The sequence below is a fragment of the Halobacillus shinanisalinarum genome, assembly GCF_022919835.1.
GTDB lineage: Bacteria > Bacillota > Bacilli > Bacillales > Halobacillaceae > Halobacillus_A > Halobacillus_A shinanisalinarum.
This window is the reverse complement of record NZ_CP095074.1, coordinates 1815948-1829108: the sequence shown is the minus strand read 5'-3', so window position 1 is coordinate 1829108 and position 13161 is coordinate 1815948. Positions and strand designations below refer to the sequence as shown.

Sequence of the window (13161 nt, the reverse complement as noted above, 5' to 3'; positions counted from 1 at the left end):
AGGTGATGCAATGCATGCTCTTGAACAGAAGCAAAGACAAATACATTTATTAGCAAATATCTTCTTAAACTTATTTATTATTTTTGGAATATATATTTTCTATTTATATGTTCTAGAGTATAGATCACTTCTAAGCAGTGAAAATATTATTTTAATTTCTAAAGTATTAGCCTACTTTTCTATATTTTTAACCATTTATTATGTAATTTGTTGGGGGAAAATAACAGGAGTTACCTTTAACCTTTTCTCAATGTTCTTAATTTCTTTTATCCTATTTACAATGGGACAACCAATTTTATTCTCATTTAATCAAGATCCAAGTGTAAACCTATATTTAAGGCTCCCATTAGAAAGTATTGTAAAAGCAGAAATATATACTTTAATTTGCTTTTCTTCACTTTTTGTAGGTGGATTAATATCTCTGTATTTTAGTAAAAATAAGGGTAAAAAAATGAATGATTTTCAAGAAACTAATACTATATTCGCATTCCGAAATGTAGGGCTGCTTTTATTTTCCCTTACACTATTACCAACGATCTATTTCATGTTTAATAATTTTCAGTTAGCAAGTTCAGTGGGGTATGGTGCCTTATCGGGATCATCGAGTTCAAACATTATATCAAAGATTATCTCTATGATGTCTGATTACTTTATCATTTCGTTAGTATTAATGTTAATCGGCTATAAAGATAAAAAAGTAATTGTAAATATAATTAATTTTATAGCGATATTGTATTCATTTAGTTATTTTCTTTTAGGTGATAGAGCTATCCCAACTACTATTATTTTGATGGTCTTATGGTTTAACACTAATATAAGAAAAAAGGTAAACTTCAAGTCATACATTAAAATATTAGTATTAGTTACTGCATTATTAACATTATTTCCGATAATAGGTGATTTGAGAACTGAAGGTCTTATTTCAATTTCTGAGTTGACTTCTAATATAAGTTTAAATTCAAAGGAAGAAGAGTCAAATTTTGTAGTTGAATCAATAGGGACCTTTGGGTATAGTATGTTTCCTCTTGTGAAAACAATGGATATAGTACCAGAGGTTTCTCCATTTAAGTTTGGTTCTTCCTACTTTTTTGCACTAACGACTGTAGTTCCGAATATATTTGGGGGACAGCATATAGGTGCTCAAAATAGCGCTTTGGCTCAGTGGTTGATGAATATTTTGGATATGAACTATGGGCCTGGATATTCAATTCCTGCTGAGGCATATTATAATTTTGGATGGTTTCCTGTCCCCATAATGATTTTAATGGGAATACTTTTTGCAAAACTTCTTACGTTTACTACCTTTGATAAAGGTAATTATATTAAATTGTTTATCATTTTATCATTTTTTTATATGAACTTAACTGCTCCTAGGGCCGAATTTTTAGGGATAGTAAGAGACGTCACCTATTATATTATCCCTGTGTATTTGTTACTACTGCTAGCAATAAATCACATTACGTTACGAAGAAAAACTACCTGCGAGAAAACTAGTATTCATAAAGATATATAGTATTAACTTAATTTACTACTGTTATGGATGTTTTATATACCTAACCTATTACTCTTTATATAGCAATACTTCAGTAGTATTAACTCCTATAAATAAATTATTGAGGGTGATATGCATATGAAACTTTTGTTCGCTCACGATTTCCCTATGATTAGAGATACAATAGGAAATGTCTATTCAAAAGGAGCTTTCCCCTATGCAGTTTGGGAAAGGTATTTAAAACATTTTGATAAAATGACTATATTAGGTAGAGAGCGAGAGAGAATCAATTATAACGATACTAGTAAAGAAATAATTAATTCTTTATCAGTAAGCAGTGGGCCTGATACAAATTTCATAGGTCTTCCTAACTTAAGTAGTATTAAAGGGAAAGTAATAAATAAGAGAAATGCAAAACTCATAATTGATAGAGAATTAAAAAAATCAGATGCATTGATAGCAAGACTCCCAAGTGAAATTGGTAAATTAGCAATAACAGTAGCTATTGATCACGGTATACCTTATTTGATTGAATTAGTGGGGTGCCCTTATGATGCATACCGGTTTTATGGAGATTTTAAAGGCAACGTATATGCCCCAATAAGCATGTATCAAACTAAAAAGATTGTAAAAAATTCGCAGTATACGATTTACGTTACTAAAGAATACTTACAGGAGCGGTACCCTACTAAGGGTGATCAAGTTAATATTTCTAATGTTAATATCAATGATATTAATAATGAAGATATTTTAAATACTAGAATTAATTCTATAAAAACTATAGGGGATAGGAAATTAAAAATAGGCATGATTGGTTCTTTGAATTCAAAATATAAAGGATTTGATAAGGCGATAGAGTATATAAGTAAACTAGCCAATTTCAATGATTATGAAATTCATATCCTCGGTGCAGGTGATGAAAATAATTTTAAAGAAATAATTAGAGAGACCGGTATGACATCTAAAGTTTTCTTTGATGGAACAAGGTCTAGTGGTGAAGAGGTCTTTAAGTGGTTAGATGGTATAGATCTATTTATACACCCTAGTCTTACTGAAGGCTTACCAAGAGCTTTAATCGAAGCACTAAGTAGAGGGTGTCTAGCAATCGGTTCAACTAGGGGTGGAATACCTGAGTTATTAGAAGAAAAATATCTGTTTAACCCGTTAGACGAAAAATCTTTTAATAGAAGTATAAAGAATGCATTACACTCAGTAAAATCTATGGAAGAACAGATATATATAAATTTAAATAAGGTAAAAGAATATACCATTCCCCAATTATCTCAAAAACGTGATAATTTTATTCGGAAATTTATCTCAGAGAACAAATTGAAGTTATGAAAGAGGGATCATTATGAAGGAAAAGTTATATAATTTATCCCCAATATTTATACAAAACATATTAATATCCTTATACGGATATAAATTAAAGCGGGAAAGGTATAGTAAGTATTATAAAAATAAGATGGGTGAACTAAGAAAAAGGGTTGAGCCGAAGTTTGACTATTATGGTTATCAATTGGATCAATTAAACAAATTTTTAGATTACGCTAAAAAAAATAGTGTATATTATTCAAAATTGATCAGCAGCAGAAGCTTGCCTCTTAAAAGTGTTGAAGAAATTAAAGATATACCTGTTTTAGAAAAAGAAGATATCCGTAAGAACATAGAAGAAATTGTATCTATACCAAAGTCAGGAGGGATAAAATCTCAGACTGGTGGTACAACAGGAAAAAGTTTAACAGTTTATTATACAAATAGAGACATGCAGGAAAGAATGGCGTATTTAGATTACTTTAAAGAGAAACACGGAATAAGGAAAGGAATGAAGCGTGCAAGTTTTGGAGGAAGAACCATGGTTCCACTTAAACAGAAGAAGAAGGTTTTCTGGAGATACAATCTTCCTCTAAAACAAATGCTTTTTTCAAGCTTTCATCTTTCTGAAGAAAATATCCCATATTATATAAAAGCCTTGAATAAATTCAAACCCCATTCGTTAGATGGGTTTCCGTCTGTTATCCTGCAAATTGCAAAATATGCTTTAAGAAATAATATTAAATTCACTTTTAAACCAATAGCAATCTTTCCAAATGCAGAAACGCTTTTAAGTGAAGATAAAAAGATAATTGAAAAAGCGTTTAATAGTATAGTTAGAGATCAATATGCATCTTCAGAAGGGGCACCGTTTATTACTGAATGTCCGTATGGATCATTACATTTAAATATTGATACAGGAGTTTTTGAGAGTGTAAATGTAAGAGGTAATGTTGGCGAAATTTACGTAACAAGCTTTACCACACGTGGTACTCCTTTAATTAGATATAAAATAGGAGATAGTGTTGAGTTTAAAGAGGGAATATGTAGTTGTGGAGCAAAAACCCCCATTATAAAGAGAATTATTGGAAGGAGTATGGATTACTTATACTCTGAGGAACGTGGAGCAGTAAACAGTCCTAACATAGCAAATACTGTAAAAAAATTACCGCATTCCGTTAAAAATATACAGTTTGTTCAGAACGAATATGATCGTATTATTGTAAATGTTGTCAGGGATGACACCTTATATAAAGAAGAACACACTAATATAATAATAAAGGAATTACAAAAAAGACTAGGTGAAAAGTTATATTTTGAAGTAAGGTTTTTAGATAAAATACCAGTTCAAAATAGTGGTAAGACAAGGTTTATAATAAATAACTTAAATAAATAACATATTGTTAGGAGATATTTATGAAAATTTTAGTTACAGGTTCTGCTGGATTCATTGGCTTTCATGTATCAAAACGGTTACTTAACGAAGGACATCATATAATAGGGGTTGATAATCTAAATGATTATTATGATCCCCAATTAAAGGAAGATAGGTTAAAACAATTAACTTGTGAAAATTTCACTTTGGTAAGAACTAATTTAGAAGATCTAAAAACAATCAATAAAACTTTTGAAAGATTTAACCCTGAAGTCGTAATTAATCTTGCGGCCCAAGCAGGGGTCAGGTACAGTCTTGAAAATCCACACGCATATATAAACTCAAATGTTGTTGGATTTACAAATATATTAGAAGCTTGTCGTCATTATAAAGTAGAGCATTTAATCTTTGCCTCATCAAGCTCTGTATATGGAGCCAATACTTCCAAACCATTTTCAACCAGTGATAATATAGATCATCCATTAAGCTTATATGCAGCAACTAAAAAGTCTAATGAATTAATGGCGCATACATATAGTCATTTATATGGAATACCGACTACTGGGTTAAGATTCTTTACTGTTTATGGTCCTTGGGGGCGGCCTGATATGGCTTTATTCTTATTTACAAAAGCAATTATAAATGATGAATCAATTGATGTGTTTAATCATGGTAATATGATGCGTGACTTCACATATGTAGGTGACATTGTTGAAAGTATTACAAGGTTGACTAAGAAGCCAGCTCAGCCAAATCCGAATTGGTCTGGAAACGATCCAGATCCGGGGTCAAGTTATGCACCATATAAAGTTTACAATATTGGTAATAACAGTCCTGTTCGTTTAATGGATTTCATTGAAGCTATTGAAAAAAAATTAGATAAAAAGGCCAAGAAAAATTTCTTGCCTCTTCAAGCTGGAGATGTGCCAGAGACCTACGCAAATGTAGAGGATCTATTTAGAGATATTGATTTTGTGCCAAAAACGTCAATCCAAGATGGAGTAAATAAATTTATAGATTGGTATATAAAGTATTACGAGGTGAAATTATAATGAAACAAACAATCGCAGTAGTTGGTCTGGGCTATGTTGGGTTACCTGTAGCAGTTGCTTTTGGAAAGGAACAAAATATAATCGGTTTTGATATTGATGAAAAACGAATAGAAGGTTTAAAGCAAGGCTTTGATATAACAAATGAAGTAGAACAGGATGAGTTAACAAGTTCGTCAGTTAATTTTACATCGAATCCCAATGATTTAAGTAAAGCAAACTTTATCATTGTCGCTGTTCCTACACCAATTACGGAGAATAAACAACCTGACTTAACTCCTTTACTAAAAGCTTCCGAAACAATTGGTAAACATTTAACAAGTAATACAATTGTTGTCTATGAATCTACAGTTTATCCGGGTGCAACAGAGGAAGAATGTGTCCCAGTATTAGAAAAGACCTCTGGTTTGAAATGTGGTGAGGATTTCTTTGTAGGCTATTCTCCTGAAAGAATTAATCCAGGTGATAAGGAACATACATTTACGACGATAACAAAGGTTGTTTCCGGACAAAACGATGAGGTTCTTGAAACTGTAGCCAATGTTTACGGTTCAGTTGTTAAAGCTGGTGTGCACAAAGCAAGCTCGATAAAAGTAGCTGAAGCTGCAAAAGTTATCGAAAATACGCAACGTGACTTAAATATTTCGCTCATGAACGAACTAGCAGTTATTTTTGAGAAACTTGATATAGATACATCAGAAGTTCTAGCTGCTGCAGGTACAAAGTGGAATTTCTTAAGCTTCTCACCTGGATTAGTGGGTGGGCATTGTATTGGTGTAGACCCATATTATCTAACACACAAAGCTCAAAAAATAGGGCATCATCCTGAAGTAATTCTTGCAGGTAGAAAAACAAACGATAATGTAGGCAAACACATTTCAACATCTTTAGTAAAACAAATGATTAAGAAAAACATGCCGATTCAAGGTTCCACTGTCAGTGTTCTAGGATTTACATTTAAAGAAAATGTTCCAGATTTGCGAAATACTAGAGTAATAGATATTGTGAGGGAGTTGGAAGACTTTGATATAAATGTACAGATAACAGACGCTTATGCGGATAGTGGAGAAGCATATGAGGAATACGGAATAAATCTAACATCTTACAAAGAGTTAAAGCCAGCGGATGCTGTGGTTTTTGCAGTTCCCCACGAAAAATACCTAGAAGAGGGATGGGGAATGTTTGATGATTTATTAAAACACGGTAAAGGTATAGTTTTTGATGTAAAAAGTAAACTAATAAAGGAAGCGCGCCCCAAAAACATCGAGCTATGCCGCTTGTAAATAGGAAGGTCTTAATGAATAAAAATAAAATAATCCATATGGTCACAGTATCAAAAAGTTTAGAATTAATGAGAGGACAATTAAAATTTCTACAAGAAAACGGGTTTAATGTAGGAATTATCTCTTCTCCGGGCATAGAATTAGATGATTTAGAAGTAAGAGACCGTATTTCAGTAAAAATGGAGAGAGAAATTAGTATTATAAGGGATCTCAAATCACTGTTGAAATTAATATATATCTTGGCAAAAGAAAAACCCTTTATATTAAATACTGGCACTCCTAAGGCCGGGCTATTAGGGGTAATAGCTGCTTATATTACGCGTGTACCTAATAGAATATATACGTTAAGAGGACTGAAACTTGAAACAGCTAAAGGACTAAAAAAGAGAATGTTATGGATAACTGAAAAAATAGCTTGTTTTTTGGCTACAGATGTAATATGCATTTCTCCAAGTCTTAGAGATGAAGCAATAAAATTAGGTTTAGTAAAGAAATCAAAAACAATCATTTTAGGAAATGGAAGTAGTAACGGGATAGCTGTAGAAAATTATCCGGAACCCCCACGTGTAAAAGATAAGGTTAATGAAATTAAAGAGAACTTAGAAATCAAAAGTTCTGATTTCGTTATAGGATTCGTAGGAAGGATTGTAAAAGATAAAGGAGTAAATGAATTGGTTGAAGCTTTTAAGCAATTAGAAGAAAACAATAAAAATATTAAACTTCTAATGCTAGGAAGTTTTGAAAATGGGGATCCAATTAAATCAACAACTCGGAGCGAGATTGAAAACAATAAAAATATTATACATGTAGGGTATATAAAAAATCCTTCTATCTATTATTATGTAATGAATATATTTATTCTTCCAACGTACAGGGAAGGGTTCGGGAATGTCAACATACAAGCCCAAGCGGCACAAGTTCCGGTGATAACTACAGATGCTACTGGGACAATTGACACCGTAATAGATGGGAAGACCGGACTAATTGTACCGATAGAAAATGTATCCCAAATAATCGACAAAATAAACTATCTTATGTTAAATGAGAATTCAAGAATGGAAATGGGTATTAAGGGGAGAGAAATGGTTTTATATAATTACGATTCGAAATTAATTTGGAGAGAGATGATAAACCTTTACAATAGAATGGCGAATAAAAATTTGTGAAATGTACATTTGCACGGGAAGTTCTAATCAGTTAAAAGAATAATTAACCTCTGCTCTTTTTTACAATTTGTGGGAAAGGCTATGTTCAAAGGGGGTAAAGCATATTGGATATTAAAAGCATACTTGGCCAAGAATTATTTTATTTAAAGAAATATGAGCAAACCTCTATCATGATCAACACAACTGCAAAAAATTCATTGGACTTTAGGATCCTACCAAGACGAACCATTTCAAAAATGGCTATGTCCTGTTTTATGGTTAATAACCAAAATTTATTGGAAGAAACACTTTCCTTTTTTGATGGAAAAGTAGATTACATTTATATTGATATCGAGCAAAAACAGAATATTAACCTTTTTAAAATAGCTAAAAAAATAATAAAAAAATCACGGCTTGTTACAGTGAAACCTAATGATTCAACTGTAGAATCGTGTGATATTTTAATCCGAAATTTCTTAAATGATGATTTATACAATAAAAAAGTTGTGGTAATTGGAACAGGTAATTTAGCAAGCAAAATTGCCATGAGGCTAGCAGAGAGACAGGCATATGTATATATAGTAGGTAGATCGAGGGAAAAGGAAAATACCGCTGTTGAAGCTTTAAATCTATTTCTACCTAAATATACTCCTCGAATTCAATCCCTTGAAAAAACTCAACTTAGTGAAAAAGTGGAGGCAGTTATATCATTTATATCAGGCCAATTTACGAGGGATGAGTTGTTATTTCCTGTAATTGGGAAGGAAACATTTATCATTGATGGCGGAATAAATAATTTTAGTAGTGACTTTATCCAACGTTTGTTATTAATGAACATTAATATTACAAGGCTTGACACTAGAATAGCTTTTCCTTATCAAATATTATGGGCCCATGAGTATACTCAAACTTTTTTCAAAGAAGTTTTTGGGCAGACTTTTATTAAAGATATTGCAGTCGTATCTGGAGGTTATATTGCGACTGAAGGAACTGTAATTGTAGATAATTTAAAACATCCAAATCAGGTGATTGGCATAGCAGACGGTAGCGGAGGGGTTAAATCAGATGAGGAACTCACTGAAACAAACAGAGGATCCATTCACAAAATTAAACAAGCCGTTTCAGGAGAGTATTAAAAGAATAGTTGATATTATTGGAAGTACTATAGCTTTAATTATATTTTCTCCAATATTTGTAGTTATTGCACTACTAATTATTTGTGAAGATGGACGTCCGGTCTTTTTTAAACAGAAACGAAGTGGTTTGTACGATAATGCATTTAGTATGTATAAATTTCGCTCAATGAGGGTTAGGTCTACGCCTAGGTCTAAGGATAAATCGAGTTCTAGTAAATACAATTGGACTACAGGCGTTCCAGATAACTTTGTGTTTAAAACGGCTTCAGAAGCAAATCCCAATATAACAAAGATGGGGCACTTCATTAGAAAGTACAGCTTAGATGAATTGCCACAGTTCATCAATGTGTTAAAAGGTGAGATGAGCTTAATTGGCCCCAGGCCAGAAATAATTGAGATTACTAGGTGCTATAGTACAGAACAAAAAATGAGATTAACTGTTAAACCTGGTATTACTGGGTGGGCGCAGACCAATGGTAGAAGTAATATGAATCATGGTGAAAAAATTAGGTGTGATTTGTATTACGTTAATAATTTTAACCTGTGGTTGGATTTAAAGGTAATTTTAAAAACGGCGGTTCAAGTTGTAGCGGGGAAAGGATCAGTTTGAATTTCATATTAATAATTGTCTGAGGCATGATGAGCCAAAGTCTTGGGGTACCGAGTTCACTAAACATTACGTCGAAACAAAAGGAATTAACGAAGCTACTTAAAGGTTGAACATGGAAAATGATAGCTTAAAGCAGTCCTACAACTTCCAGAATGTACGTGATTACTATGAAGCTAAATAAAATACTCGAAGATGAGATTACTTCTATGAATGTAGAGGTTTTCATGAAAGTTGAAAGAACTATAGAACTCGAAAAATAAAATATGAACTACATAAAGAGGGGGGCAAGTTTCACGTCGTCGGCTTGTACCCAAGGAATGCATCGCTAGTTAGCCAGCCAAAAAGTATGTGTAAGGAGTCCAAACAGGCGAATACGTTGAAGCGTCGATTCGCCAAGGAGAAGGATCCCATAGTAGCTGTCAGTGGCTTGACCTATATACGGGTAAGCTCTCAAAGTGGCATTTTATCTGTACAATTGTGGACTTGTATAATAGAAGAATTATCGGCTATGGGTTCCGGTCCAAACAAGGTTGTAGAGCTGGTTCAACAAGCCTTCGCTTCAATAAATGCAAACTACTCATTGAAACTTTCATACAGTCCGTAGAAGGGAAATAAAAAACAAGTGATTGACTACAAAACTTCGAAATAGATCTTTCTCTAGCTTAAAAGGTTATCCTTATGATAAAGCCGTAGCCGATACATATTAAAGGCAAATAAATAGAGGACAACCATTCGGGACTTAAGCTAAAAACGAATCGGCCTTATTTGATTATGTCCTCTGGTAAAATCACATCGAATACGAGACATAAGGTTATCTCAGTCCGGTTGAATACTAGAATAAAAATCATAATGAAATTGTCTTGTATTGACATTCTAATAGCTTAAATTATTGATGCATGAAAGTTTCGTTACTTATTTGCCCTGTGGTTAAAGCCGCCCGCAGATAAAAGCTTATTTTTCCAAAGGTACCAAAGCATCTTCAAATTTACATGGAACAAGTAATTTTTCAATTAGCATAATTAAAGTAATTTACCCCATATATAAAGCACTTTTTAAAAATCCTAAAATAACATCTAAGGAACCTGCGTTTGATTCCCCTTCCCCCAATTGTTGAGCCCTCTTTTTGATATTATCTTTGTTTGTTTATGTGACAGATTTATAATAAACGAGATGTAATCAACATAATTAGACAACAATCTCAAATTAATTATACAATTAATCATTTTCTGACAATTTGTGATATAATCTGTTGAGGATAATATAAAAAATTGAATGTTCTTTAATTTTTAGGAGGATTTACTATGAGTTGGTACATAGGGTATTTTATTGCTTATTTTGGCTTTTTTATTTGTAAGCGTCAAATAGAATACACGTAGGTGTTTATGGCATTATAAAGGCGCTTGCCAAATACACAGAGAACAAGATCTAGAAAGAATGAGTGAATATAATATCACCACATCACTATTTATAAACCATGTGTATTACTGGGGTGATCCTCACAGGGATATCTTCCTTGGACCAGAAAGTGCAAAAAATTTAAACCCCCTTGCTAGTGTAATTAATCATGATATTTTGTTTACACTACATTCTGATTGTCCAATAACACCTATTTCACCCTTTTTCTCTATCTGGACAGCGGTGAACAGAATTACGAAGGATGAAGAAATTTTAGGTGAAGAACAAAGGATTTCTGTAGAAGAAGCATTAAAATCGATGACAATCTACGGAGCACAATTAAACTCAACTGAAGATTTCAATGGTTCAATTGAAGAGAATAAAATAGCGGATTTTATAATTGTAGATAAAAACCCTTGGAAGGCACAACCAGTGGATATTAAAGATATTAAAATAATAAAGACCATAATTGGTGGAGAAATAGTTTATGATAGGAACAATTGATGTAAAATACCACATTCTGGAGGAGGTTGATCTGTAACGACTTGATTTCTTTTTGTAATTGGGTTTTAAGATCCTTTATTAAGGTTTCAGCAGACTATAGTTTATGGATGATGAGACAAAAGATGGATTCAAGACAAGAATTGCCATGGAATAAACAACATACATTACCTGAAAGGCCATGATATGAGTTTCAATGATGCATGGTGGTTTTCAAGATCGTAAAAGCTGAAGAAAGATTTCTTGAAATCACTTAAATAAAGACGTATATAAGGTATGGAAAATTATCAAAACGATTTTCTAAATCGAGTGTAAATTGTCTCTCTAGTTGTTGACGAATTGTTGACCAAACTCGTCAACAACGATCAAAATTAATCCGGAAAGAACCGAATCATATCATAAATAGTGCTAACTAATTGCGATTTGATCAGGTTTCGTTTATATTTATTATAAGACAACTGAATAAACAATCCTTCGGGGCAGGGTGAAAATCCCGGCCGGCGGTGATGGACAATTCGTTCAAAGCCCGCGACGGGGAAGAAGTGTAACAACTCTTCCTCCTGATTTGGTGCATATTCCAAAGCCGACAGTGAAAGTCTGGATGGGAGAAGGAGCGAAAGCGTAATTGAGGTGCGAAGATTCTGTTCTTGTACCTTCTATTCGCTATACCTAATTTTCAATTGACAGGCCCTGAAGAAGTATAACTTCTTCAGGGCTATTTTTATTCAAAGATTATAAATCCAAGTGTACGTGAGGTGAATGATGTGGAACGTGATCAAAGGTATATGGCGATGGCGGTTCAAATGGCAAAGGAAACAGTAGGCCAGACGAATCCCAATCCTTCTGTCGCAGCAATTGTTGTGAAAGATAATCAAGTGGTTGGTGTCGGTGTTCACGTAAAGGCTGGCGAACCACATGCTGAAGTTCATGCTTTGAGGATGGCAGGAAGAAAAGCTCAGGAAGCTGAAATATATGTGACGCTTGAGCCGTGCAGCCATTTCGGACAAACGCCTCCATGTGCACAAGCGATCATTGATGCGAGGGTTAAGCGTGTGATTATTGCTTCCCATGACCCTAATCCTAAGGTGAGCGGGCGGGGGATACAAATGATGGAACAGGCTGGAATTGAGGTTAAGTCGGAAGTTCTGAAAAGGGAAGCCGATCAACTGAACCGTGCCTTTTTCCATTTTATTAAAACAAAGCAGCCATATGTACGGCTGAAATCAGCGATGAGTTTGGATGGTAAAATTGCTACTTCCACAGGGGAGAGCCAGTGGATTACTGGAGAGGTGGCAAGGATGGATGGTCATACTTATAGACATCGTTCAACTGCTATTTTAGTGGGCATTAATACAGTTCTTATGGATAATCCTAAGCTAACGACTCGCATAGAAGGGGAGGGCAAGAACCCTATTCGGATTGTGTTAGATACCCACTTGCGAACTCCGCTCTCTTCTCGGTTAATTCAAAATTCTGAGGCCCCAACTTGGATTTTCACCGGAAAAGGTGTTTATGATGATGAGCTCGAAGACTTTCTACGTTTTCCGCATGTGGAGATCATTCGATTGGAAAGTAAAAGAGTAGAAGTGGAAGCTGTTCTAAATTTCCTAGGTGAACGGAAACTGACATCGCTGTTGATCGAAGGCGGCGGAACGATGGCAGACGCGTTTGTCCGAGCAGGTAAAGTGGACGAAACGATTACGTACATCGCACCGAAATTAATTGGCGGCAAACAAGCGCTCACGCCTGTAGCTGGAGATGGAATAAGTAGTTTAAAAGACGTTGGCGCTTTTCAATTTATTTCGACAGAGCAGCTTGGTGAAGATATTAAAATCGTTTCGGTTAAAAAGGAGGAGTGAAG

The 13161-nt window shown here is 33.9% G+C and carries 11 protein-coding genes and 1 riboswitch; all 11 genes read left to right on the top strand.

Translation table 11 applies throughout. From position 1 onward, the window contains the following. Nucleotides 1-10: 10 nt before the first annotated feature. The 11 genes from wzy (at nucleotide 11) to ribD (ending at nucleotide 13159) form a co-directional block, all read left to right on the top strand. Nucleotides 11-1513 carry an O-antigen polysaccharide polymerase Wzy gene (gene wzy / locus MUO14_RS09095; RefSeq protein WP_244754917.1) on the top strand — a complete coding sequence of 501 codons (1503 nt, stop codon included), beginning with the start codon at nucleotides 11-13 and terminating at the stop codon, nucleotides 1511-1513. Between the two features lie 117 nt (nucleotides 1514-1630). Next, nucleotides 1631-2833, top strand: coding sequence for a glycosyltransferase (locus MUO14_RS09090; protein ID WP_244754916.1), 1203 nt, complete (start codon nucleotides 1631-1633; stop codon nucleotides 2831-2833). A 13-nt stretch (nucleotides 2834-2846) separates the two neighbouring features. Beyond that, the gene (locus MUO14_RS09085; RefSeq protein WP_244754915.1) at nucleotides 2847-4202 is read left to right on the top strand and encodes an acyl-CoA synthetase family protein; all 1356 of its coding nucleotides are present in this window, start codon (nucleotides 2847-2849) and stop codon (nucleotides 4200-4202) included. Nucleotides 4203-4222: 20 nt separating this feature from the next. After that, the gene (locus tag MUO14_RS09080) at nucleotides 4223-5233 is read left to right on the top strand and encodes an NAD-dependent epimerase (protein ID WP_244754914.1); all 1011 of its coding nucleotides are present in this window, start codon (nucleotides 4223-4225) and stop codon (nucleotides 5231-5233) included. Continuing rightward, nucleotides 5233-6513 carry a nucleotide sugar dehydrogenase gene (locus tag MUO14_RS09075; RefSeq protein WP_244754913.1) on the top strand — a complete coding sequence of 427 codons (1281 nt, stop codon included), beginning with the start codon at nucleotides 5233-5235 and terminating at the stop codon, nucleotides 6511-6513. The genes MUO14_RS09080 and MUO14_RS09075 overlap by 1 nt, the downstream gene beginning before the upstream one ends. A 14-nt stretch (nucleotides 6514-6527) precedes the next feature. Next, nucleotides 6528-7679, top strand: coding sequence for a glycosyltransferase family 4 protein (locus MUO14_RS09070; RefSeq protein WP_244754912.1), 1152 nt, complete (start codon nucleotides 6528-6530; stop codon nucleotides 7677-7679). Between the two features lie 104 nt (nucleotides 7680-7783). Further along, nucleotides 7784-8794, top strand: coding sequence for a Rossmann-fold NAD(P)-binding domain-containing protein (locus MUO14_RS09065; protein WP_244754911.1), 1011 nt, complete (start codon nucleotides 7784-7786; stop codon nucleotides 8792-8794). Then, the gene (locus MUO14_RS09060) at nucleotides 8724-9404 is read left to right on the top strand and encodes a sugar transferase (protein ID WP_244754910.1); all 681 of its coding nucleotides are present in this window, start codon (nucleotides 8724-8726) and stop codon (nucleotides 9402-9404) included. The genes MUO14_RS09065 and MUO14_RS09060 overlap by 71 nt, the downstream gene beginning before the upstream one ends. Nucleotides 9405-9780: 376 nt before the next feature. Further along, nucleotides 9781-10008, top strand: coding sequence for a hypothetical protein (locus tag MUO14_RS09055; RefSeq protein WP_244754909.1), 228 nt, complete (start codon nucleotides 9781-9783; stop codon nucleotides 10006-10008). An 803-nt stretch (nucleotides 10009-10811) separates the two neighbouring features. Continuing rightward, the gene (locus MUO14_RS09050; protein WP_255822199.1) at nucleotides 10812-11303 is read left to right on the top strand and encodes an amidohydrolase family protein; all 492 of its coding nucleotides are present in this window, start codon (nucleotides 10812-10814) and stop codon (nucleotides 11301-11303) included. A gap of 463 nt (nucleotides 11304-11766) precedes the next feature. Further along, nucleotides 11767-11917: riboswitch (FMN riboswitch) on the top strand. A 168-nt stretch (nucleotides 11918-12085) separates the two neighbouring features. Continuing rightward, complete coding sequence (gene ribD / locus MUO14_RS09045; RefSeq protein WP_244755525.1) at nucleotides 12086-13159, top strand: bifunctional diaminohydroxyphosphoribosylaminopyrimidine deaminase/5-amino-6-(5-phosphoribosylamino)uracil reductase RibD; 1074 nt, start codon at nucleotides 12086-12088, stop codon at nucleotides 13157-13159. Nucleotides 13160-13161: the final 2 nt, after the last annotated feature.